Source organism: Nonomuraea sp. 10N515B, assembly GCF_052245915.1.
In the GTDB taxonomy this organism is placed as follows: Bacteria; Actinomycetota; Actinomycetes; order Streptosporangiales; family Streptosporangiaceae; genus Nonomuraea.
Genome location: NZ_JBQQBQ010000002.1, coordinates 92,160 through 115,235, shown reverse-complemented (window position 1 = coordinate 115,235; position 23,076 = coordinate 92,160). Strand labels below are relative to the sequence as shown.

Below are 23,076 nucleotides of genomic sequence, written 5' to 3'. Positions count from 1 at the left end.
CCACACTATCGCCCGGTTGCTCCCTGCCCGTCAATCACGATTCCGTCAGGCCGTCCTCCCTGTCCTGCCGCAGTCGGCGGGTGATGCCGATCGTCTCCAGGAACGGCAGATCGTGGCTGGCCACGATGAGCGCGCCCCGGTAGGCCGACAGCGCCTGCGCCAGCTGGCGGATGCTCGGCATGTCCAGGTTGTTGGTCGGCTCGTCCAGCAGGAGCAGCTGCGGGGGCGGCTCGGCCGACAGCAGCGCGGCGAGCGTGGCGCGGAACCGTTCGCCGCCCGAGAGTGTGCCGACGGCCTGGTTGACCCGCTCGCCCCTGAACAGGAAACGTGCCAGGCGGGCGCGCACCTCGTTGACCGAGGCGGACGGCGCGACGGCGCGCACGTTGTCCATCACGCTCAGCGCGTCGTCCAGCAGGTCGAGCCGCTGTGGCAGGTAGCGGACCGGCACGTGGGCGCCGTGCTCGACGATCCGCTTGAGCAGCGTGGTCTTGCCGGAGCCGTTCGGCCCGAGCAGCGCGATCCGCTCCGGCCCGCGGATGACCAGCGTCTCCAGCACCGTCACCCGCGTCTCCTCCTCCCCTGCCCAGGCGTTCCCGGGATCGCCGACGGGCAGGGTGAGGACCGTGCGGCCGGCCGGCACCTCGGTGCCCGGCAGCTGGATGCGGATCTCCGCGTCGTCGCGCACCGACTGCTCGGCCTCGCTCAGCCGGTCACGGGCCCCCTCCAGTTTCTCCAGGTGCAGCGTGCGCTGCTTGCCCGCGGTCACCTGGGCCTTGCGCTTGAGCCCGTTCGCGACGATCTTCGGCGCCTTGTTGTTGGCGGCCGCCTTCTTGCCGGCCCGGATGTTCCTGTCGATCCTGATCCTGGCCTCGACCAGCTCGCGCTGCTGCCGTCGCACCTCCCCTTCTGCGGTGCGCACGGTGCGCAGGGCGGCCTCCTGCTCGGCCGCGACCTGGTCCTCGTAGTCGGCGAGGTTGCCGCCGTACATGCGTACGACGCCCTCGCGCAGCTCGGCGACCTGGTCGACGAGCCCGAGCAGCGCGCGGTCGTGGCTGACCACCACGAGCACGCCCGCCCAGGCGGACACGGCGGCATAGAGCCGCTCGCGCGCGTCGAGATCGAGGTTGTTGGTGGGCTCGTCGAGCAGCAGGACGTCGGGCCGTTTCAGTAGCTGGGCGGCGAGCGCGACCATGATGGTCTCGCCGCCGGACAGCGTGCCGACCGTGCGGTCCAGCCCGATGTGGTCCAGGCCGAGCCGGTCGAGCTCGGCCCTGGCGCGTTCCTCGACGTCCCAGTCGTCCCCGATCGCGGTGAAGTGCTCCTCGGCGACGTCGCCGCTCTCGATGGCATGCAGCGCGGCCCGCTTGCCGCTGATCTCCAGCAGGTCGGAGACGGTACGGGCGGCCGCGAGCGGCACGTTCTGCGGCAGGTATCCCACCACGCCGGACACGGAGACCGACCCGGACTGCGGGACCAGCTCTCGAGCGATGATCTTCAACAGGGTGGACTTGCCTGACCCATTGACCCCGATGAGCCCGGTACGGCCGGCCGGGAAGGCGGCGTCGAGCCCGTCAAGGACGTTGGTGCCGTCCGGCCAGCCGAAGGAGACGTGGTCGACGACAATGGAAAAAGACATAAAGGCGGCTCCCATCACAAAACCCGAAATTTCGTGACTTGGCGGGAATCACCGCAGATGCGCGCAACGCACAAGGAACTCGTCTCGTCCACGACAGAGGGCGAAGAGGTCGCCAGAGGTCCAGGTGTGCGCGCAATGCCCACGACAGGGCGGAACGGCGCGGTGCCCGCGACCTCAGATCCTCAAATCAACTGCCCTCACGGGTCGGGGATAAGACGTCTGCCAGCGTAGGCGACGGCCCGATCAGCTGGCAACCCGGCGCGCCCGGTGGGCCGCCACGTTGACCCTGTTCGCGCAGGCCAGTGAGCAGAACCGGCGCCGCCCGTTCCGCGAGGTGTCGACGTAGACGATCCCGCACCCCTCCCGGTCGCACCGCCCCAGGCGGCCGCCGCCGGCGAACGACATGCACATGGCCAGCCCGCCGGCGGTCGTGTCCTTGGCCCTGGAGACGATGTCGGCGTCAGGCGAGTAGAAGTGCAGGTGGGGCTCGCGTCCGTCGTGGGCACTGACGTACGGCTTCGACGCGGTGACGTCGAGCAGGTCGTTGATCAGCTTGATCTGCACGTCCTGGTCGGCCTCGCCGAACACCGGGTCGAGCAGGCGCGCCCACGCCCGCAGCTCCTCGGCCTGCCCGGCCTTGACGGCGGCACGCAGGAGCCGGTGCTCGCTCAGCATCGCCTCGACCGCGCGCGGGCTGAAGTCGGTCGCGTTGACCAGCGCCGCCGCGAGGGCCGCCCCGTTACCGCCGTAAGCGTTGAAATGCATAAGGCCATTACATCAGAGTGGGAGCCATGCACTCCAGAGTCCTGCACGACCCGCTCACCCTGACCGTCGTCTCATCACACCGCACCTCCGAGGGCCTGGTCTCCTACCTGCGCTGCACCTGCGGCGCGTGGGAGGTGCGCACGTCAGGAACGGTCGCCATGGTCCCGCCGCGCACGCGCCGGGCCGCAACCATCGACTGATCCGCTCCTGTCGTCCTAAAGTCTGGTCAACACTCTCCAGGAGGCCAGGCATGTCGAGCATTCCCGCCCTGCTCCGCGACCGGATCGCGGCCACCCCCGACGCCGAGGCGTATCGAGTGCCCTCTGGCGGCGACTGGGAATCGATCTCATGGCGGGAGGTGGGCGAACGCGTACGCGGGCTGGCGCTGGGCCTCGCGAAGCTGGGGGCAGGGCCGGGCAAGCGGGTGTCCATCCTGTGCTCGACCCGGCTCGAATGGATCCTCACCGACCTCGCCGTGCTGGCGACCGGCGCGGCCACGACCACGATCTACCCGTCCAACACGGCCGCCGAGTCGGCCTTCGTCATCACGGACTCCGGCAGCACGATCGTCATCGCCGAGAACGACGAGCAGGTCGCCAAGATCAGGTCCGTGCAGAAGGAGCTGCCCGACGTCACCCACGTCGTGGTCATCGACGGCTCGCCGAGCGATGACGGCTGGGTGGTCACGCTCGGCTCGCTGCCTGCCGAGGAGGGCGACTACGACGCGATGGTCGACGCCATCGCCGAGGACGACCTGGCCACGCTCATCTACACCTCCGGCACCACCGGCCGGCCCAAGGGCGTGGAGCTGACCCACGACAACTGGCTCTACGTCGCCGACGCGGTCCGCCGGCTCGACCTGATCTCTCCCGCCGATCTGCACTTCCTTTGGCTGCCGCTGTCACACTCCTTCGGCAAGCTGCTCGAGGTCGTGATGATCGACATCGGGGTGCCGACGGTGATCGACGGCCGCCTCGACAAGATCGCCGAGAATCTCGGCGTGGTCAAGCCGACGTTCATGGGCGCCGCGCCGCGGATCTTCGAGAAGATCCACAACACGGTCGCCGCCACGGTCCAGCGCGAGGGCGGCCTGAAGCTGAAGATCTTCAACTGGGCGCGCGCAACCGGCATCAGGGTCAGCAGGGCCCGCCAGCGGGGCGCGGCCATCCCGCTCACCTCCCGCCTCGAGTACGCCCTGGCCGACCGCCTGGTCTTCGCCAAACTCCGTGACCGGTTCGGCGGCCGGATCCGGTTCTTCGTCTCCGGCGCTGCCCCGCTGTCCATGGAGATGGCCGAATTCTTCGACGGGGCCGGCCTGCCGATCCTCGAGGGCTACGGCCTGACCGAGTCGTCGGCGGGCAACTTCTTCAACCTGCCGGATTCGATGAAGTTCGGCACGGTCGGCCCGCCGCTGCCGGGCACCGAGGTCCGCGTCGCCGGCGACGGCGAAGTCCTCATCCGCGGGCGCGGCATCATGCGCGGCTACCACAACCTGCCGCAGGAGACGGCCGCGGCGCTGCAGGACGGCTGGCTGCACACGGGCGACATCGGCGAGCTGGACGAGGCGGGGCGACTGCGCATCACCGACCGCAAGAAGGAGCTGATCAAGACCTCGGGCGGCAAGTACGTCGCGCCGACATACCTCGAGGCGCGTATCAAGGCGGCCTGCCCGTACTTGTCACACGTGTTCGTGCACGGCGACCGGCGCAACTTCGTCACGGCGCTGGTCACGCTCGACATGGACGTGGCCAGGCCGTGGGCGCAGGCCGAGGGCCTGCCGGAGGACCCGCGCGAGCTGAGCGGGCACCCGCGCGTGCGCGAGGAGGTCCAGAAGGCGATCGACCAGGTCAACGCGGGCGAGGCCAGCTATGCGACGGTCAAGAAGTTCGCGATCCTGGCCGACGACTTCGCGGTGGAGACGGGCGAGCTGACGGCCAGCCTCAAGATCAAGCGTAAGGCCGTCGAGGAGCGTTACGGCGAGACGCTGGACTCCTTCTACGAGGGCTAGCGCGCGGGCGGGCGGTGGGCCGGACGGCTCCCGCTCGCCTCACCGCCGCGCGTAGGGTTCATGGGGTGATCTCGCATCTCCCGGTACGCCCGCGGCATTGCGACACGCAGGCGATGATGCACGCCACCCGCTACTACGAGTACTTCGAAGACGCCTTCCTCGACTGGCTCGGCGCCAGGGGCGGCTACGACCGGCTCCGGCAGGAGGGCGCCGACCTGGTCGTCAAGGCCAGCGGCTGCGAGCACCACGCGCCCGCCCGGCTAGGCGACGTGCTGGCTGTGGAGAGTGTGCCCATCCGGGTCGGCACAACGTCGATCACGATGACGTTCACCATGCGGCGCGCGGACGAGCTGGTGGCCGTCGGCACGATCACATATGTGTGCATCCGCGACGGCCGGGCGGCCCCGCTGCCCGCGATGCTCACCACACCCGCTTAGCCGCTACTGAAACCTCAGCGGCTTCGCCATCGCCCTCCTGGGCGGCCTGCCGTCGGAGCTGCCCAAGCTTCTTTCGAAAACAATATGGAAAACCTCGGTAACAATAAGTAATATGTGCGGTGGGTGAGGCTTCTGTTACAGGAGGTGCGTGAGGTGACCCACCGTTCTACGACGAATGGGCATAGACGCAAGCCGGACCATCTGTGCGCCGGCCGGGACGCGGCCGTGATCGAGGGCCGGGACCGCCTGGCCCATTTCGGTGTCCAGCACCTCGAAACCTGGCTGCCCTCCATCGGTCGCCGACGCGCGGTCCTCGATCCGCAGGAGACTACAGACGATCTCGAACGAGACATCACCGAGATCCTCACCTCGATAGGCGCCCACCTGCATGGGCGCCGTGCCGCGAAGAACCGTGCCACATGGGCCGTCGCGGCAGCCACGGGCAAGGCCGCCAATTGAGCGCGACCAGCGACGAGGAGCCCACGAGGAAGAAGCGGCTCCAGAGGTTCAAAGCACGCCCCGGCTACACGATTGCTGCGTTCCAATTCGCGTTGGATCCGAACGCCCAGACGGAGCGTCGGTTGTGGTCCCACACCGGCGCGGCGCGGGCCGCGTACAACTGGGCTGTCTCCTACGTCCTGGCCGCGTGGTGGCAGCGGAAGGCAGAAGAGTCCTACGGCATGGCCGAACCTGACCTCACCCCGTGGCGATCGTGGTCCCTGCCGTCCCTGCGCAAGACGTTCAATCAGATCAAGCGCACCGACCCAAGGTTCGCCGGATGGTGGGAGGAGAACAGCAAGGAGGCGTACAACACCGGGTTCGCGAACGCCGCGGCTGCGTTCGACAACTATGCGAAGTCGAAGAACGGCACCCGCAAGGGCCCGAAGATGGGCATCCCAAAACGGAAGCGCAAAGCCACGGCGACTCCGGCCTGCCGGTTCACCACCGGCACGATCCGCCTCGAGACCGATCGTAAGCACGTGGTGCTGCCGGTGATCGGCCGTGTGAAGACGCACGAGTCCACGCGCAAGCTCGAACAGCATCTTACGAACGGCACGGCGCGCATCTTGTCGGCGACCGTCAAGCACCTGCGGGGACGCTGGTTCGTGTCCTTCCAGGTCGAGATCCGGCGGGGTGAGCGTAAAGCCTCGCAGCCCGATACAGCTGTCGGTGTCGACCTCGGGGTCAAGCACCTGGCGGTGATGGCCGACTCTACAGGTGAGATCCGGTACGAGCCGAACCCCAAGCATCTCGATGCCGCGCTCAGACTCCTGCGCAAGGCCGCTCGGCGGCTTGCCCGCAGGCAGGGCCCGACCGTCTACGACCCTGCCACCGGCCGGAAGGCCAAGCGCACTCCCTCAGCTGGGTGGCTGGAGGCCAAGCAGCAACTCGCCCGACTCCACCATCGCGTGGCGAACCTCCGGGCAGACGGCATCCACCAGCTCACTCGCCGCCTCACCCGCGAGTACGGGCACGTCGTCGTCGAAGACCTCAACGTCGCGGGGATGCTCAAGAACCCCAAGATCGCCCGGCGGATTGCCGACGCCGGGTTCGGCGAGATCCGCCGACAGCTCGTCTACAAGGCTGGATGGGCAGGAGGGACAGTGCACATCGCGGATCGCTGGTACCCATCTTCCAAGACCTGCTCGACGTGCGGCGCGGCGAAAGCCAAGCTGCCGCTGCACGTGCGAGTCCTCTGCTGCGACAACTGCGGTCTGATCATGGACCGGGACGAGAACGCCGCACGCAACCTCGCCGCCCTCGCGGCGGCTGGGATGACCGGTACCGCAGTGGGCGGAGACCGGAGCGCGCAAAGCGCTGAAGGCCCGTGGAACCGACCAGAAGACTCGCCGCCACCGCCCAGCCGGGAAACCGGCCCGGGCGGGCGAGCAGGTGGTGCAATCCCCGCCCAGTGCGGGAAGGAAGCGGGACACCGTCGTCAGGCCACCGAAGCTCTCACGCTTTGGTGACACCGTCACGGACCTTTCCGGCCGAAAGGCCGGGATTGCTGATAGCCCTTGAGGCATTCAGCAACGGATTCGAGGTGCGCGAGCCAGTCCGGGTGGTCGCGCAGGAGCGCCTTGACGTCCATCGGGGTCAGCATAGCCGGGCGCGGCGGGAGCGGATCAGGGACGTTTGAAGACGGACAGCAGGCGGTCGGCCGCGAGCGACGGGGTCAGCTCGCCCGCCAGGACTTCGCGTTCGATCTCCGCTCTGATCGCCGCCACCTCGGGGTCGTTGCGCAGCTCGGACAGCAGCCGCTCGCGGACGAGGGTCCACGTCCAGCCGACCTGCTGAGCACGGCGCTTGGCGGCCAGGTCGAGCGACTCCCGGTGGGCCAGGATCTGCCGCCACAGCCGCTCCAGGCCGTCGCCGGTGAGGCCGCTGCAGGTGAGCACGGGAGGCGGGGTGGAGTCCGAGCGGAGCATGCGCAGCGCGCCCGCCAGCTCCCGCGCGGCCTTCCTGGCCGGCAGCTGGTGCTCGCCGTCGGCCTTGTTGACCGCGATCACGTCGGCCAGCTCCAGCACGCCCTTCTTGATGCCCTGCAGCTGGTCGCCGGTGCGGGCCAGGGTGAGCAGCAGGAACGTGTCCACCATGTCGGCCACCGCGGTCTCCGACTGCCCGACGCCGACGGTCTCGACCAGGACGACGTCGAACCCGGCCGCCTCGACGACGACTATCGCCTCCCTCGTCGCCTTGGTGACGCCGCCGAGGGTTCCCGAGGTGGGCGAGGGGCGGATGAAGGCGGCCGGGTCGGCCGCCAGGCGGGACATGCGGGTCTTGTCGCCCAGGATGCTGCCGCCCGTCCTGGTGGAGGACGGGTCCACGGCCAGGACGGCGACCTTGTGCCCCTGCCCGGTCAGGAGCGTGCCGAGCGAGTCGATGAACGTGGACTTGCCCACGCCCGGCACCCCGGAGACGCCGACCCGGCAGGCATGGCCGGTGTGCGGCATGAGCTCGACGAGCAGGCGCTGGGCCAGGGCCATGTGGTCGGGCCTGGTCGACTCGACCAGGGTGATCGCGCGGGCGATCCACGTACGTGAGCCCGCCCGTACGCCCCCGGCGTAGTCCTCCAGCGCGTGCACCCGGCTTGCCCCTTTCTTCTGTTTGATCAGGCTAACTTCTGACAAGTCTTGACATTTGCCAGTATGGTGCTGGAGTTCTCTTCTCAGCCGTCACAGGAGTCACTCCCCTCATGCCCAACGTCGAACCCCTGCGCGACGGCGACCCGGCGGCTGTGGGGCCGTACCGGCTGGTCGGGCGGCTCGGCGCGGGCGGCCACGGTGTCGTCTACCTCGGCCAGGCCCGCAACGGGACCCCTGTCGCCGTCAAGGTGCTGCGTGAAGGGCTGGCCGGGGGCGACCGCCTCGCCGCGGCGATCGCGGCCGCGCGCAAGGTCGAGCCGTTCTGCCTCGCGCGGGTGCTGGACGGGTCGGCCGGCGGGAGACCGTACGTCGTCTCCGAGTATGTGGAGGGACGCTCGCTGCAACAGGCGGGGCCGCTCGGCGGAGCGGAGCTGCAGCGGCTCACCGTGGCGACCGCGACCGCGCTGGACGCCATCCACCAGGCCGGCGTGCTGCACCTGGACTTCAAGCCGGCGAACGTGCTGATCGGGTCCGACGGGGCGCGGGTCGTGGACTTCGGCATCGCGGGGGCGTTCGGGCCGAGGATGAGTGCGACCGGCAACATCGTGGGCACACCCGCGTACATGGCGCCGGAGCAGCTGGCGGGGAAGGCGGCGCAGGCGCCGGCGGACGTGTTCGCGTGGGCGTCGGTCGTCGTGTTCGCGGCCACGGGGGTGCCGCCGTTCGGGGACGACTCGCTGCCCGCCGTCATCAACCGGATCCTGCGTGACGAGCCGCGGATCGACGACCTGCCACGGCCGTTGCGTGACGTCGTGGCCGCCTGCCTGGCCAAGGAACCCGCCGGCCGGCCCGCGATGCGTGACGTGCTGCTGCGGCTGATCGGCGGCGAAGGACCGGACCGGCCGCGCCGCCACCCGGCTCGCACCCCCGACGACGACTACGCGACCCCTGCGGCGGATCGCTCTGCCCCGGGCGCGGTGCACGCGTCCGGTCAGCACCCGGCACGTCCCGCACACCATGGCGCGGCGCATGACGCCGGGCCGCGCACCGCTCCCGCGTCGCGGGGGGACTCGGCGCACCCCGGCCGGGCATCGCAGCACGACGCGGCCGCCGCGCCACACCACGGCGCGGACCGGCGCCAGCCCTCCGCCTCGCACCGGGGCCGGGTCCCGCTGTCGGCCCCCGTGGACCCGCCCCTGGCCGCCGCCGGGCTCCTCACCACCACCGGGCACCCCGGCGCCGCGCAGCACACCGCCGCGCACCACGCCGCCGGCGGATACGCCGAGAACGGCGACACGTATGCGGGCGCGGACGGGCCGCCGGCGGCCGGTGAGGCGCAGCCGGGGGCTCTCGTGGAGCATTCCACGCTCGTCGACATCCTGGTCGCGGGCCAGCCGGGCGGCGGCGGCAAGGCGCGGAAACGGTCCGGCCGGCGACGGGTGAAGACCGTGATGATCGCCTTGGTGTCCGGTGTGTCCGTCCTGGCGCTGGCCGCCGCCATCGTGTGGCTCACCCCCACGACCCCCACGTCGAAGGCCGACACCGTGACCAGCACCGCCGGCACGCCCAGCGCCGAGACGACGCCCGCCGCCGTGACGGGCCGGCTCAGGGTCGCCTCCCTGCGCGCGGGCGGCACGCGCGACGGCGACTGCTGGGCCGGCGGCCAGGTGACGCTGCAGGCGCTGGTGGCACGCACGGGCGACCCGCTGACGTTCAGGTACGCCTGGCTCATCGACGGCACCACGGTCGCCCGCTCCTCCGCGGTCATCTCCGAGAACGGCCAGCGCTACCTCGCCTCCCCGCGCAACCTCACGGGCACGGCCGGCGGCACGCACCGCGTCACGCTGCGGATCACCTCTCCCGTCCTCATTCAGCGGTCCATCTCGGTCACGCTGTGTGACGACGTCTGAGTTCCTCGAGCAGATCCAGTGCGGCGTCGGCGATCACGGTGCCCGGCGGGAAGATCGCGGCGGCGCCCGCGGCCCGCAGCTCGTCGTGATCGTCCGGCGGGATGACCCCGCCCACGACGATCATGATGTCGGCCGCGTCGAGGTCGGCCAGCGCCTGGCGCAGCGCGGGCACCAGGGTGAGGTGCCCGGCGGCCAGCGACGAGACGCCGACGATGTGCACGTCGGCCTCGACGGCCTGCCTGGCGACCTCTTCGGGCGTCTGGAACAGCGGGCCGACGTCCACGTCGAAGCCCAGGTCGGCGAAGGCGGTGGCGATCACCTTCTGGCCGCGGTCGTGGCCGTCCTGGCCCATCTTCGCCACCAGGATGCGCGGGCGGCGGCCCTCGGCCCGCTCGAAGTCGGCGCAGGCCTGGCGGGCGCGTTCGATGTTGGCGGTGGAGCCCGACTCGTCGCGATACACCCCTGTGATGGTACGGACCTGCTCGGCGTGCCGGCCGAACACCCGCTCGAGCGCGTCTGAGATCTCGCCCACCGTGGCCTTGGCGCGGGCGGCGTCCACGGCCAGCTTGAGCAGGTTGTTGCCCAGTCCCGGCGCCGGGTTGTCGGCGGCCTTGGTGAGCGCGTCGAGCGCGTGCCGCACGGCCACGTCGTCGCGTTCGGCCCGGAGCCTGGCCAGCTTCTCCAGCTGCTGGGCGCGGACCGCGCTGTTGTCGACCTTGAGCACCTCGATGGCCTCGTCGCTCTCGGCACGGTATGTGTTCACGCCGATCACCGGCTGCCGCCCGGAGTCGATGCGGGCCTGGGTGCGGGCCGCCGCCTCCTCGATGCGGAGCTTGGGCAGGCCGGCCTCGATGGCCCTGGCCATGCCGCCGGCGGCCTCCACCTCCCGAATGTGGGCCCAGGCGCGTTCGGCCAGGTCGTGGGTGAGGCGTTCGACGTAGTATGACCCGCCCCAGGGGTCGATGACGTGGGTGGTACCCGATTCCTGCTGGAGGAGGAGCTGGGTGTTGCGAGCGATGCGGGCGGAGAAGTCGGTGGGCAGCGCGAGGGCCTCGTCGAGGGCGTTGGTGTGCAGCGACTGGGTGTGGCCCTGGGTGGCGGCCATGGCCTCGACGCAGGTGCGGACGACGTTGTTGAACACGTCCTGCGCGGTCAGCGACCATCCGGAGGTCTGGGAGTGCGTACGCAGGCTCAGTGACTTCGGATTCTTCGCGTTGAAACCGGCGACGAGCTTCGCCCACAGCAGCCGGGCGGCCCGCAGCTTGGCGACCTCCATGAAGAAGTTCATGCCGATGCACCAGAAGAACGACAGCCGCGGCGCGAACCTGTCGACGTCCATCCCGGCCGCGACCCCGGCCCGCAGGTATTCGACGCCGTCGGCCAGCGTGTACGCCAGCTCCAGGTCGCACGTCGCCCCGGCCTCCTGGATGTGGTAGCCGGAGATGCTGATCGAGTTGAACTTCGGCATCTTCTCGCTGGTGTAGGCGAAGATGTCGGAGATGATCCGCATCGACGGCGCCGGCGGGTAGATGTAGGTGTTGCGGACCATGAACTCTTTGAGGATGTCGTTCTGAATGGTCCCCGCCAGCTGCTCCGGCGCGACACCCTGCTCCTCGCCGGCCACGATGTACAGCGCCAGCACCGGCAGCACGGCGCCGTTCATGGTCATCGACACCGACATCCGGTCCAGGGGGATCCCGTCGAACAACTGCCGCATGTCGTAGATCGAGTCGATCGCCACCCCGGCCATGCCCACGTCGCCGGCCACGCGCGGGTGGTCGGAGTCGTAGCCGCGGTGGGTGGCCAGGTCGAAGGCCACCGACAGGCCCTTCTGGCCGGCCGCGAGGTTGCGGCGGTAGAAGGCGTTGGAGTCCTCGGCCGTGGAGAAGCCGGCGTACTGGCGGATGGTCCACGGCTGGTTGACGTACATGGTGGGGTAGGGGCCGCGCAGGTAAGGCGGCGCGCCCGGATAGGTCCGCAGGAAGTCCAGTCCCTCGAGGTCCCGGGCTGTGTAGAGCGGCTTGACGGCGATGCCTTCGGGTGTCTCCCAGACCTCGCCCTCGGGCTTCGGCTCCCCCGCCCCCTGCTCGGGCAGGGGGTGGAGCGGGATGCCGGAGAAGTCCGGGATCATCGGGTCACCTCCAGGTCGTCGAAGGTCGTGCGGAGAACGTGCAGCGCATCGCAGCCCGCGTAGAGGTTGGCGTCCACGCCGTCGTAGTGCCCCTTCCCCGCCAGCCACACCTTTCTCGCCCCGGCCTTGCGCAGCGCCACGGCGACGGCGGCGGCGTGCTGGGCGTAGAGCTTGTCGCTGGAGCACAGGCAGGCGACGGTCGTGCCGGAGACGGCGAAGGCGGTGGCGATCTGCTCGGGGTCGGCGCCGGGCCCCGCGGTCTCGGTGTCCAGGCCGCCCGACTGGAACAGGTTCGCGGCGAACGCGGCCCGCGCGGTGTGGGCGGCGACGGGGCCGATGGTGGCCAGGAACACCTTGGGCCGCTCCGGCTGGGCGTCGGCGAGGTCCCGCAACGCCTCGAACTCCTCGGCGTAGCGCACCTTCGGCAACCCAGCCTCGCCCGCCGCCTGCCTACCCGCTGCGGGGGCCGGGGTGCGGCGAAGGGGTTTCTCGCCCGGGTTGGGGAACTCACTGACCCCGGTGATCGGGAAGCGGCGGCGGGCGATGTCGGCGGCGCGGTGGGCGCGCGTGGCGGCGATGCGCTCGGACACCAGTCCCGCGGCCGCGTCCAGGCCGCCGGCGGCCTCGATCTCCTGGAACCACGCCCACGCCCGCTCGGCCAGGTCGGCCGTGCGGCGTTCCACGTACCAGGAGCCTCCGGCCGGGTCGATCACCCGCCCGATCCCCGACTCCTCCAGCAGCAGCGACTGCGTGTTGCGGGCGATGCGGCGCGAGAACGCGTCCGGCAGCCCGAGCGCGGCGTCGAACGGCTGCACGGTCACCGCCTCCGCGCCGCCCACGCCGGCGGCGAAGCAGGCGATGGTGGTGCGCAGCATGTTCACCCACGGGTCGCGGGCGGTCATCATGGCCGAGCTGGTCACCGCGTGCTGCCGCTGCCCCCCGTGCTCGGGGGCGCCGCACGCCTCGGCGACCCTGGCCCACAACCGGCGGGCGGCCCGCAGTTTGGCGACGGTGGCGAACTGGTCGGCGGTGGCGGCGTACCGGAACTCGATCTGCCCTAGCGCTTGCTCAACAGAGAGCCCGGCCCCGCTGAGCGCCCGCAGCTCCGCGACGCCCCGCGCGATCGAGCAGCCGAGCTCCTCGGCGTCGCCGGCGCCCGCGTCGTGGTAGGGCGTGGCGTCCACGGTGACGGCCCGCAGCCCGGCGGAGCTCGCGGAGCCCGGGAGCTCGGCGGCACACCGCAGCGCCAGCTCCGCCCCCACGGCGCCCGAGGCCCCCAGGTTGCCGCTGAGCGCGGTGCCGCGCGCGGCGGCCAGCCGCAACAGCGCCTCGGCGGCCTCGCGCGCCAGCACGCCGGCCTCCAGCACGACAGGCGCCAGGTCGAGGGAGACCTCGGCGAGCAGCGTCTCCAGCGCGCCGACCGGGATCGCGCCGTCGCCGACGACCAGCCACAACGAGGTGACGCCGTTCTCCAGGTCGGCCAGCACCGCCTCGGCGTCGGGCACGGCGTGCCGCTGCCGCACGTCCCAGCCGGAGACGGCCCGCGACCCGCGCACGTAGGGTGCCGCCCCGGGCAGCCCGGGATCCTCGGGCAGGTCGTCCATGTCATAGAGGGGCGCCACCGTCAGCCCGTCATACGTGGCGTGCGACAGGGCCTCCTCCGGCGAACCCGCCTCGATCCCGGACTTGCGCAGCACCTGCATCGCGAGCGCCCGCCAGCCGTCCCGGGTCGTGGGCTCGAATCCCGCTGCCAGCTCCATGATTCGGATAGTAGGCGCAACGCCGGGTGACCAGTAACCCCGGGTCACCCCTGTCCACGGGCGGGGGCCTCCCAAGCCAGCCGCCACGTGACCGGCCCGACGATCCCGTCGTCCTCGATCCCCTGCTGGCGCTGGAACCGGCGGCACACGTCGCGCGAGCCGGGACCGTACGCGCCGTCCACGTCCAGGTCCCAGCCCCGCGTGCGCATCTGCCGCTGCCAGGTCCGCACGTCCTCCCCACGCATCACCGGGGGATACTTCAGCAGCCGGCCGGGGAAGGGCGGCGCCACCGGGCCGGGCCGTGGCGGCGCGGTCCCGCCGGGACGGGGCGCGCCCCGGCGCACCCACGCGTAGAGGGGGTCGCCGGGGCAGTCGGTGGCGTAGCCGTCACGATGCCCCTTGACCTCCCTGCCCGCGTGGCCTTGATCGCGCACGTACTGGACCGCGTCGAGGATCGCGTGCAGGACCCCGTCGGGCGGCTGCACCAGTCCCGCGTTGCCCACCAGCCCCAGCACGGCGTAGTGGCCGGCGTTGAGTCCCGGGCCGTTCGCGGCGGGCAGGTGGTGCAGCCCTCGCCCCTCGAACACCTTCTGGTGCGGACATGCCACGAACGAGTAGCCCAGATCGATCCAGCCGTTGCCGTCCATGTGATGGGCCTGGATCGACCGCACCAGCGAGACGCATCCGTCGTGGTCGGACACGATGCCCGGATTGACCCGGCCGCCCGTGTAGTGGACCTTCACGCCCTTGGTCGAGTCAAGCTGCGTGTAGGCGCCACGCGGCGCGCGAGCGTTCCAGTCGCGCCGCAACACCAGGTCAATGGCCACGGTGAACTCCGGGAGAGTCGTCGGGGACACCGAGCGTAACGCGGTCGAAGCAGACAGGTCCGGGAGATCGGAGATTTGGTTCCTAAGGCCTGATCACTCGCTTGTCCGTCACGATCGCCGTGATCAGGTCGTGCGGGGTCACGTCGAAGGCCGGGTTCAGTGCGAGTGTGCCCTCGGGCGCCACGCGCACGCCCCAGAAGGACACGACCTCGTCGGCGCCCCTGTCCTCGATCGTGATGTGGTCGCCTGAGGGCGTGCCCTGGTCGATCGTGGACTCGGGCGCGACCACGATGAACGGCACCCCGGCGCGTTCCGCGCCGAGCGCGAGCGCGTACGAGCCGATCTTGTTGGCCGTGTCGCCGTTGGCGGCGATGCGGTCGGCGCCGATGAGCACCGCGTCCACCTCGCCCTTGGCCAGCAGATATGGTCCCGCCGAGTCGGTGATGAGCCGGTGCGGCGCCCCCATCCTGGCCAGTTCCCAGGTGGTGAGCCTGGCTCCCTGCAGCAGGGGACGGGTCTCGAGCGCGAGCACCTCGGCCAGCCGTCCCCGCTCGTGCAGCGTCTGCACGACGCCGAGCGCGGTGCCGCGTTCGACGGCGGCGAGCCCGCCGGTGTTGCACACGGTCATGATCCGCAGCCGGTCGCCTTCGAGCAGGTCGGCGCCGCGCTCCCCCATGGCCTTGCAGGCGGCGATGTCGTCGTCGCGCACGCGCAGTGCGGCGGCCAGCACCGCCTCGCGGCCTTCGGGCAGGTGGGCGGCGGCCTGGTCGACGCCCCAGGCGAGATTGACGGCGGTGGGCCGGGCGGCGCGGAGCCTGGCGATCTGTGCCGGGTCGCCACCGGCCAGCACGACGCCGAGGGCGCCGGCCACGCCGAGCGCGGGCGCGCCCCGCACGGCCAGCCGATGGATGGCGTCGATGAGCTCGTCCACCGTGTGGATGCGGAGCATCACGCATTTGTCGGGCAGCAGCGTCTGGTCCACGAGCTCGACGGCGCCGTCAGCCCAGTCAATGGTCCTCACGAGGCAAACGGTAGTACGTCTAGCGCTCGGCCAGCACGATGACCGAGTCGCGCGCGCCCAGCACGATGGGCTCCGCCTTGCTCGGGTTGAGCACGATGCCATAGTGCGGAGGGACGTTGCGGGCCGCGGAGCTGCGGTAGCCGATGGCGGTCTCGCCCCTGCGCCGGGCGGACTCCACGACCGTGGAGAACGTCACCTTCGTCCCGGTCTTGACGTACGCGGCGGCCGGGCGCGGGTAGATCTCCGACCCGCGCGAGTCGAAGAGGTAGCCGAACACGTCCGCCAGGTGCCTGTTCTCGGCCAGTTGCGCGAGGAGCAGGCCGATGACGGTGTCGCTGATCACGATGTCGTCGGCCTCGGTGACCTCGGCCAGGGCGCGGTTGTTCTCGTCGTGCATCTCGCTGACGATCGAGTAGTGCTCGCCCAGCGTGCTCTGCATGTCGCGGAGCTGGAGCAGCGTCATGAGCGTGCGCGTGTCGGAGTGGTGCGGGTCGAAGCGGTCGTCGGACAGCACGATGACGTGCTGGAAGAGGCCGACGCCGAGTGACTCGAGCGCGAACCTGTCGGTGGTGTCGCAGTCCTTGACGTTCGCGGTGAGGTGACGCAGCCCGGCCAGCCCGGTGCCCGCCTTGGGGTGGTCGGCGGCGATCTCCAGGACGGAGCCGGGCGCGACGTACCCGTCGAGGTAGCGGACGATCTGCTCGGCCCGGCCGTTCCAGTTGAGCAGGAGCGTGCGCTCGGGCTCGGGGGCGGGGCTCCCGGCCTCCACGATGGCGGCCTCGTCCAGGGACGGCTTGCCGGCGGCCAGGCGGACGTGGGAGTCGTCGTGGGCGATCACGATGACTTCGTCGTCGGCGTTGACCACGGTGTCGGACGGCGGGTTCAGCACCACGCCGGACGGCCGGCGCAGGCCGATGACGGAGGCGGTCTGGTAGGCGTGCAGCGCCTCCGCGTACGTGACGCCGACGAGCTTTTTCGGGGTGCGCAGGTAGATCTCGCCGCCGTCGAAGTTCAGCAGGTCCATGCAGACCACGGACATGCCGGACTGGCGCGAGGACTGCACGATCAGCCTGGAGGCGGTGTCGTCGGAGTCCACCAGGTGCACGTCCCGGCCGCCGGCCAGGCGGGCGGCGGCGATGTTGCGGCTGGAGGCGAGCGCGGCGACCACCGGCGGATGCACGCCCTGGCGCTTGGCCAGCGCGAGCAGGATCTTGATCACGTGCGCGTCCGGGTCCTCGCCCTCGGGCGAGAGCACGACGACGGAGCGGGCCTTGGCCAGGTTCATCAGCGCGAGGTCGCGTGGCTCGGTGGGCCGTCCGGTGCGGCACACCAGGCGGGTGCCGCCCAGGTCGCCGACATGCTCGCGGATGGCCTCCTCCATCTCGAGTTTGTCACGTTCCGCCAGCACGGCGATGGCGGAGTGCTTCTGGCTGGCGTGCGCCTTGGCCAGCTCCCCCACGATCGTGAACACCTGGTCCGACCAGCCGAGCACCACCGTGTGGCCGGACTCGACGATCCGCGAGCGGCCCCTGCGCAGGCGGTCCACCTTCTGCTTGAGCCCGTTCGAGAGCAGGCCGACGAGCATGCTGACGATGAACAGGCCGCCGAGCGAGCCGGTGAACATCACCGCCATGTACGCGATCGAGCCCTTGTCGCTGGCCACCTTGCCCGGCGTGAGGGCGTGCATGAGAGCGATCCAGAGCACCTCCCCGGCGTGGCCCACGCCTTCGGGCTCACCCGGCGCGAGCCAGAGCGTCAGCACGGTCACGACCGCGATGAGGGCGACCGACACGAGGGCCAGCCAGCCGATGAGCGAGGCGGTGCCCTTGGACATCGTGTTGTCGAACCAGTACCGCGCCCGTTCACGGAACGTGATCTTCGACACTTTCCCCGTTACCTCCGTGAAAGGAGTGATTTAACCCAACGGTCCACGGTACCGGGCGATCTTCACTTCCGCAGCGCGACGGGTAACGTATCGGCCATAGTGCGCACCGCCCGCTCATCCCCGACCGGTACGCTCAGCGTGAACCACCGCCAAAACCCTTCGACATCCGACGTGGAGGCCTAGATCATTGACGGTATGTCTGTGATTAGGGAGGTGCCGTTCCCCAGCCCGGACTCCTCTGAGCTGCCGATGAACATCTGGATCGACGACGCCGACTCCGCCATCGACGTGATCGACGCGCTGGCGCTGTCGCCGTTCGCGACCGGCGCCCAGCCCTGGTCCCGCCTGGCCAATCTGGAGCGCGTGCGGCCCGACGCCCCGCTGAGCCCGTCCAGCGGCCGCGTGCTGCGCACGGCGCGGGTCGAGGACGGCTCGGAGTCCCGGCTGATCTCAGGCGACGGCTGGACTCTGCGGGTCATCCGCCACCGCAACCGCACCGCGATGGTCAGCGTGACGGCGGTGAGCGAGGAGCTGGCCAAGTCCGTGCTCGAGGAGAGCATCGACGGCGCGGAGGAGGCGGTCCCCGAGGCCGACCACGTCGAGATGGGCTTCTGGTGGCGCGGCACGCACGGTGGCACCCGCTCGGAGAAGCCGATCTCCGCGCAGCCCTGGTCCGAGATCAGCGCCAACTACCCGGGCAAGGTGCGCCCGGCCATCGACAAGCTGATGGCGGTCACTCCCGGGGACGTCAACGGCCGCCTCATCCTCCTGCACGGCCAGCCGGGCACCGGCAAGACCACGCTGCTGCGGACGCTGGCCAAGCAGTGGGGCGAATGGTGTCAGGTGGACTGCGTGCTCGACCCGGAGCGCCTGTTCGACGAGCCCGGCTACCTCATGGAGGTGGCGGTCGGCTACGACAGCGACGACGATGAGACGCAGCGGTGGCGGCTGCTCGTCCTGGAGGACTGCGACGAGCTGATCAGCGCGGGTGCGAAGGCGCAGGCGGGCCAGGGCCTGTCGCGCCTGCTCAACCTGACCGACGGCCTGCTCGGCCAGGGCCGCGACGTCCTGGTGGCGATCACCACCAACGAGGACCTGGCCCGGCTCCACCCCGCGGTCATCCGCCCGGGCCGCTGCCTGGCGCAGCTCGAGGTCGGCCCGCTCAGCAGGGACGAGGCCGTCGCCTGGCTCGGCACGTCCGAGGGCGTGGGCCCGTCGGGGGCGACGCTCGCGGAGCTCTACGCCCTCCGCTCCGGCCGCGCGATCACTCCCGTCGCGGGCGACGAGTCCACGGGCCTCTACCTCTAAGTCACGACCGGCAGCCCGGCCCGCAGGTGGAGCGGGTCCCGGCCGGTACGTAAACCATCCGATGTGCGACACGAAGTGCGAAACCACAATAGGTCTGGTGCTCACCGTCGATCTGGCCCGTGTCTCCTTCGCCCGCTTCGCCGTGCCCGTCGCGGCTGAGGACGTGTGGACGAGCGAGGAACGCGAGATCGGCTTTCCCGCCACTCAGCTCGTGCCCTCGTGGACGGCGCGCACCCCGCCGGGTGCGTGGATCGAGGTCGCGCTTCGGGCCAGGGCCGCATCAGGGGCCCGTACCAAGTGGTACGTGATGGGGCGCTGGTCCGAACTCGGCGATCCGCGCACGTCGGTGCCCGGGCAGGGCGACGAGGACGGGGACGTGGCGGTGGACACGTTCGTGGCCAGGCGGCCGGTGGTGGCCTACCAGGTACGCATCACCCGGCACGGCGCGGGCGCCCTGGTCACCGGGCTGGGCGTGATGGCCTCGGCCGTGCCTCAGCGGCCCGTGACGCCCAGTGATCCCGTCGCGGCGGACCCCGTGGAGCTGGCCGTGCCGCGGCATGCGCAGCACGCGCACGCGGGGCACCATCCGCGCTTCGACGGCGGTGGCGCGAACTGGTGCGGCCCGGCGTCGGTGGCCATGGTGCTCGGTTTCTGGGGGCGCGGCCCGCAACCGAGCGAGCTGGACTGGGTAGGGGCGGGCGACCCGGCTCCGGTCGTGGACCACGCGGCCATGGGCACGTACGACGAGAGTTACCAGGGCACCGGGAACTGGCCGTTCAACGTGGCGTACGCCGGCCGGTACGGGCTGGCGGGGTTCGTGACGCGGCTGCGGTCCGCGGCGGAGCTGGAGCTGTTCGTGCGTGCCGGGATCCCGGTGATCACGTCGCAGTCCTTCAAGGCGCACGAGTTACCCGGTTCCTGCTACTCCACCAACGGGCACATCCTCGTCGTGGCCGGCTTCACGGCCGGGGGCGACGTCGTCGTGAACGATCCCGCCGCGCCCCGCGACGACGAGGTCCGGCGGATCTATCCGCGGGCGGCGTTCGAGAACGTGTGGCTCAGGAGCTCGGGCAGCGGCGGCATCGCGTACGTGCTGCACCCGCCCGGGCATCCCCTTCCTCCCTGTACCGACGGCAATTGGTGAGTTGTTGTGAGCATTCGACCGATCGACGTGGCCCGGACCGACGGCAGGCCTCTGTGGGTGGAGGCGGTGGCCACGCCTTCCGGGGTCGAGGCCTGGTGGGACGAGCCGCGTCCGCACGAGGGCGGCAGGCGGTGCGTGGTGCGCCGGCTGCCGGACGGCTCCCGTACCGACGTGCTGCCCCAGGGGTGGAACGCGCGTAACCGGGTCATCGAGTACGGGGGCCGCTCCTGGCGGCCGCTGCCGGGCGGCGGGCTGGTCTTCACGAACTGGGCCGACCAGCGCCTGTACCGGCTCGACGGCGGCTCCTCGCCCGTGCCGATCACTCCAGAGGGTCCTTCGCGTTACGCGGACCTCTATCTCCCTCCCGGCAGGGACGAGGTGTGGGCCGTACGGGAGACCGACGACGTGCGGGACCTGGTGGCGGTGCCGCTGGACGGCGGGCCGGTCCGGGTGATCGTCAAAGCCCACCATTTCCTGATTAATCCGCGCATTTCGCCCGGCGGGCACTATGTCGCCTGGATCGGCTGGGATCACCCGAACATGCCCTGGGACGGCTCCGAGCTGTGCGTGGCCCCGCTGCGCGCGGACGGCACGGCAGGTGAGCACCGCGTGGTGGCCGGCGGTCCGCGGGAGTCGGTGACGCAGGCCGAGTGGCGCGACGACGGTGCCCTGTACGCGGCGACCGACCCCACCGGCTGGTGGAACATCCATCTCGTCCCCGTGGACGGCTCGCCGGGCCGCAACCTCACGCCGATGGAGCAGGAGTTCGGCGACGCGGCGTGGAAGCCGGGCCTGACGTACTTCGCCGTCGCGGAGGACGGCAGGCTGGTCGTGATCTACGGCACGGGCGACGGCCGCCGCCTCGGCGTGCTCGACCCGGACACCGGCGACCTGCGGGAGATCGGCGGGGCGGCCACCCACTGGTCGGCCACCGTGTCGGTGGCGGGCGGCAGGGCGGCGGCGGTGCGGGCGACGCCGTACACGCCCATGGAGGTCACGCTCGTCGATCTCGACGGGGGCGCGCCCGAGGTCGTGTCGGCCAGGAAACCGCTGCCGGAACGTGACCTGCTGCCCACTCCGGAGGCCGTGACGATCGAGGGTGTGCACGCGCACCTCTACCCGCCGTCCGGGGTCCTGGGCCCGGGCCCATACGTGATCTTCGTGCACGGCGGCCCGACCATGCACCTGCCGATGGTGCTCGACCTGGAGATCGCCTACTTCACCAGCCGCGGCATCGGCGTGGCGGTGGTGAACTACGGCGGCTCGACCGGCTACGGCCGCGCCTACCGGGAGCGGCTGCGCCACCAGTGGGGCGTGGTGGACGTGGGAGACTGCGCCAAGGTGGCCCGCGGCCTGGTCGAGCTGGGCCGCGCCGACGCCGCGAAGCTCGCCATCCGGGGCGGCAGCGCCGGCGGCTGGACCACGGTGGCGGCGCTCGTGCACAGTGACGTGTTCGCGGGCGGGGTGGCCCACTACGCGATCACCGACCCGGAGAGCTGGGCGGCCGAGACACACGACTTCGAATCCCGCTACCTCGACGGCCTCGTGGGCCCGCTGCCCGGGACGCGCCAGCGCTACACCGAGCGCTCGCCGCTGCTGAACGCCGCCCGCGCGTCGGGCCCGTGCCTCATGCTGCACGGCCTGGAGGACGCGATCGTGGACGTCGGGCAGGCCGAGCGGTTCACCGCCGAATTGGACAAACACGGCAAAGAGTGGGCACTGTTGACCTTCCCCGGCGAGCAGCACGGCTGGCGCAGGGAGGAGACCATCGTCGCGGCGCTCGAGGCCGAGCTGGCCTTCTACGGGCTGATCTTCGGAATGGAGACGCCCGAGGTGCCGCCGTTGAAGCTGAAAGGGAGAGCGTGAAGAGCGTCGCCGAGATCTGCTCGGATCTGATCAGGTTCGACACCACCAATCCGGGGGCGGGCGAGCGCCCGGCGGCTGAATACGTGGCCACGCTGCTGGCCGACGCGGGCCTGGATCCGGTCGTGTTCGAGTCGGCGCCGAAGCGGACCACCGTGGTGGCCAGGATCGACGGCGACTCCCCCGACGCGCTGCTCATCCACGGCCACCTGGACGTGGTGCCCGCCGACCCGGCCGAGTGGCGGATGCACCCGTTCTCCGGGGAGATCGTGGACGAGTGCGTGTACGGCCGGGGCGCGGTCGACATGAAGGGCTCGTGCGCGATGACGCTCGCGACCGTGGTCGACCTGGCGACCCGGGGGGTGCGGCCCACGCGGGACCTGGTGGTGGCGTTCCTGGCCGACGAGGAGGCCACCGGCGACTACGGCTCGCGGCACGCGGTGAGCGAGCACCGGGAGCTGTTCGACGGCGTGAGCGAGGCGATCAGCGAGTCCGGCGGATTCAGCGTGGCCTCCGGCGCCCACCGGGTCTACCCGATCGCCGTGGGCGAGCGCGGGACCGCGTGGATGAAGCTCACCGCGCACGGCGTGGCCGGGCACGGCTCACGCCCCCCGGTGGACAATCCGGTCGCCACGCTGGTGCACGCGTTGTCGCGCGTGGCCTCCTACCAGTGGCCGGTCCGCCTCACGCCGTCGGTGGCGGCGTTGCTCCAGAGCCTGTCGGAGATCACCGGCCAGCCGATCGACCTGGACCGGCTGGATGCGGAGGCCGCCCGGCTCGGCCCGCTCGGCGGCCTGTTCAAGAGCCAGATCCGCAACTCGGCGAACCCGACGATGCTGGCGGCCGGCTACAAGGTCAACGTGGTGCCCTCAACGGCGGAGGCGCACGTGGACGGGCGTTTCATGCCCGGGCTGCAGGAGGAGTTCCTGTCGACGATCGACGAGCTGCTCGGGCCCAAGATCACCCGCGAGTTCGTCAATCTGGAGGACGCGCCCGACGCGCCGTACCCGTCGGCGTTCTTCGACGAGCTGGCCGGGGCGCTGACGGCCGAAGACCCGATGGCCAGGCCGGTGCCGTACGTGATGAGCGGCGGCACGGACGCCAAGTCCTTCGCCAGGATCGGCATCAAGGGCTACGGTTTCGCGCCGCTCATGCTCCGGCCGGATCTCGACTACTTCGGGATGTTCCACGGTAAGGACGAGCGGGTGCCGGTGGAGGGCCTGGAGTTCGGCACCCGCGTCCTCACCCGCCTGCTCAGCGGTGTGGAACAAAGCATTCCGTTCTGATATAGTGGG

At 70.9% G+C, this 23,076-nt stretch carries 18 protein-coding genes; 10 read left to right on the top strand and 8 right to left on the bottom strand.

The window, feature by feature from the left end:
* Positions 1 to 34: 34 nt before the first annotated feature.
* Complete coding sequence (locus tag ACTWQA_RS02915) at positions 35 to 1,636, bottom strand: ABC-F family ATP-binding cassette domain-containing protein (protein WP_443157745.1); 1,602 nt, start codon at positions 1,634 to 1,636, stop codon at positions 35 to 37.
* A gap of 243 nt (positions 1,637 to 1,879) precedes the next feature.
* Positions 1,880 to 2,401, bottom strand: coding sequence for a CGNR zinc finger domain-containing protein (locus ACTWQA_RS02910; RefSeq protein ID WP_327582790.1), 522 nt, complete (start codon positions 2,399 to 2,401; stop codon positions 1,880 to 1,882).
* A gap of 26 nt (positions 2,402 to 2,427) precedes the next feature.
* Between ACTWQA_RS02910 and ACTWQA_RS02905 the strand changes: the two genes are divergently transcribed.
* The 5 genes from ACTWQA_RS02905 (at position 2,428) to tnpB (ending at position 6,816) form a co-directional block, all read left to right on the top strand.
* The gene (locus ACTWQA_RS02905; protein ID WP_327582791.1) at positions 2,428 to 2,601 is read left to right on the top strand and encodes a hypothetical protein; all 174 of its coding nucleotides are present in this window, start codon (positions 2,428 to 2,430) and stop codon (positions 2,599 to 2,601) included.
* Between the two features lie 50 nt (positions 2,602 to 2,651).
* Positions 2,652 to 4,409: an AMP-dependent synthetase/ligase gene (locus ACTWQA_RS02900; RefSeq protein WP_443157744.1), complete on the top strand. Its 1,758-nt coding sequence runs from the start codon at positions 2,652 to 2,654 to the stop codon at positions 4,407 to 4,409.
* Between the two features lie 65 nt (positions 4,410 to 4,474).
* Positions 4,475 to 4,846 (top strand): acyl-CoA thioesterase, encoded by a 372-nt coding sequence (locus ACTWQA_RS02895; RefSeq protein WP_443157743.1) that lies wholly within the window; start codon positions 4,475 to 4,477, stop codon positions 4,844 to 4,846.
* Between the two features lie 144 nt (positions 4,847 to 4,990).
* Complete coding sequence (locus ACTWQA_RS02890; protein ID WP_443157742.1) at positions 4,991 to 5,305, top strand: hypothetical protein; 315 nt, start codon at positions 4,991 to 4,993, stop codon at positions 5,303 to 5,305.
* Positions 5,302 to 6,816 carry an IS607 family element RNA-guided endonuclease TnpB gene (tnpB, locus tag ACTWQA_RS02885; protein ID WP_443157741.1) on the top strand — a complete coding sequence of 505 codons (1,515 nt, stop codon included), beginning with the start codon at positions 5,302 to 5,304 and terminating at the stop codon, positions 6,814 to 6,816. Before ACTWQA_RS02890 ends, tnpB begins: the two co-directional genes overlap by 4 nt.
* A gap of 156 nt (positions 6,817 to 6,972) precedes the next feature.
* On the opposite strand, the gene meaB is transcribed toward tnpB, so the two are convergent.
* Positions 6,973 to 7,932, bottom strand: coding sequence for a methylmalonyl Co-A mutase-associated GTPase MeaB (gene meaB / locus ACTWQA_RS02880; protein ID WP_443157740.1), 960 nt, complete (start codon positions 7,930 to 7,932; stop codon positions 6,973 to 6,975).
* Between the two features lie 110 nt (positions 7,933 to 8,042).
* Here meaB and ACTWQA_RS02875 point away from each other — a divergent pair, with 110 nt between their 5' ends.
* Complete coding sequence (locus ACTWQA_RS02875) at positions 8,043 to 9,842, top strand: protein kinase domain-containing protein (RefSeq protein WP_443157739.1); 1,800 nt, start codon at positions 8,043 to 8,045, stop codon at positions 9,840 to 9,842.
* Here the strand turns inward: ACTWQA_RS02875 and scpA are convergent.
* The 5 genes from scpA to ACTWQA_RS02850 are packed head-to-tail and all read right to left on the bottom strand — an operon-like array spanning position 9,820 to position 17,466.
* A complete protein-coding gene (gene scpA / locus ACTWQA_RS02870) occupies positions 9,820 to 11,973 on the bottom strand; it encodes a methylmalonyl-CoA mutase (RefSeq protein WP_443157738.1) in 2,154 nt (717 codons plus the stop codon). The genes ACTWQA_RS02875 and scpA overlap by 23 nt on opposite strands.
* A complete protein-coding gene (locus ACTWQA_RS02865; RefSeq protein WP_443157737.1) occupies positions 11,970 to 13,733 on the bottom strand; it encodes a methylmalonyl-CoA mutase subunit beta in 1,764 nt (587 codons plus the stop codon). The genes scpA and ACTWQA_RS02865 overlap by 4 nt, the downstream gene beginning before the upstream one ends.
* A 44-nt stretch (positions 13,734 to 13,777) precedes the next feature.
* Entirely contained in the window at positions 13,778 to 14,590 is an 813-nt protein-coding gene (locus ACTWQA_RS02860; RefSeq protein WP_443157736.1) for a peptidoglycan recognition protein family protein, read from the bottom strand.
* 52 nt (positions 14,591 to 14,642) lie between these two features.
* Positions 14,643 to 15,581 carry an S-methyl-5-thioribose-1-phosphate isomerase gene (gene mtnA / locus ACTWQA_RS02855; RefSeq protein ID WP_443157735.1) on the bottom strand — a complete coding sequence of 313 codons (939 nt, stop codon included), beginning with the start codon at positions 15,579 to 15,581 and terminating at the stop codon, positions 14,643 to 14,645.
* 19 nt (positions 15,582 to 15,600) lie between these two features.
* A complete protein-coding gene (locus tag ACTWQA_RS02850) occupies positions 15,601 to 17,466 on the bottom strand; it encodes a CASTOR/POLLUX-related putative ion channel (protein ID WP_443157734.1) in 1,866 nt (621 codons plus the stop codon).
* 195 nt (positions 17,467 to 17,661) lie between these two features.
* Between ACTWQA_RS02850 and ACTWQA_RS02845 the strand changes: the two genes are divergently transcribed.
* From ACTWQA_RS02845 to ACTWQA_RS02830, 4 genes are all read left to right on the top strand, one after another.
* Positions 17,662 to 18,774, top strand: coding sequence for a DUF5925 domain-containing protein (locus ACTWQA_RS02845; protein WP_305918055.1), 1,113 nt, complete (start codon positions 17,662 to 17,664; stop codon positions 18,772 to 18,774).
* Positions 18,775 to 18,871: 97 nt separating this feature from the next.
* Positions 18,872 to 19,918 (top strand): C39 family peptidase, encoded by a 1,047-nt coding sequence (locus ACTWQA_RS02840; protein ID WP_443157733.1) that lies wholly within the window; start codon positions 18,872 to 18,874, stop codon positions 19,916 to 19,918.
* A gap of 6 nt (positions 19,919 to 19,924) precedes the next feature.
* Positions 19,925 to 21,784 carry a prolyl oligopeptidase family serine peptidase gene (locus tag ACTWQA_RS02835; RefSeq protein ID WP_443157732.1) on the top strand — a complete coding sequence of 620 codons (1,860 nt, stop codon included), beginning with the start codon at positions 19,925 to 19,927 and terminating at the stop codon, positions 21,782 to 21,784.
* On the top strand, positions 21,781 to 23,067 hold the full coding sequence (locus ACTWQA_RS02830; protein ID WP_443157731.1) for a M20/M25/M40 family metallo-hydrolase: 1,287 nt from the start codon (positions 21,781 to 21,783) through the stop codon (positions 23,065 to 23,067). Before ACTWQA_RS02835 ends, ACTWQA_RS02830 begins: the two co-directional genes overlap by 4 nt.
* The last annotated feature ends 9 nt before the right edge of the window (positions 23,068 to 23,076 follow it).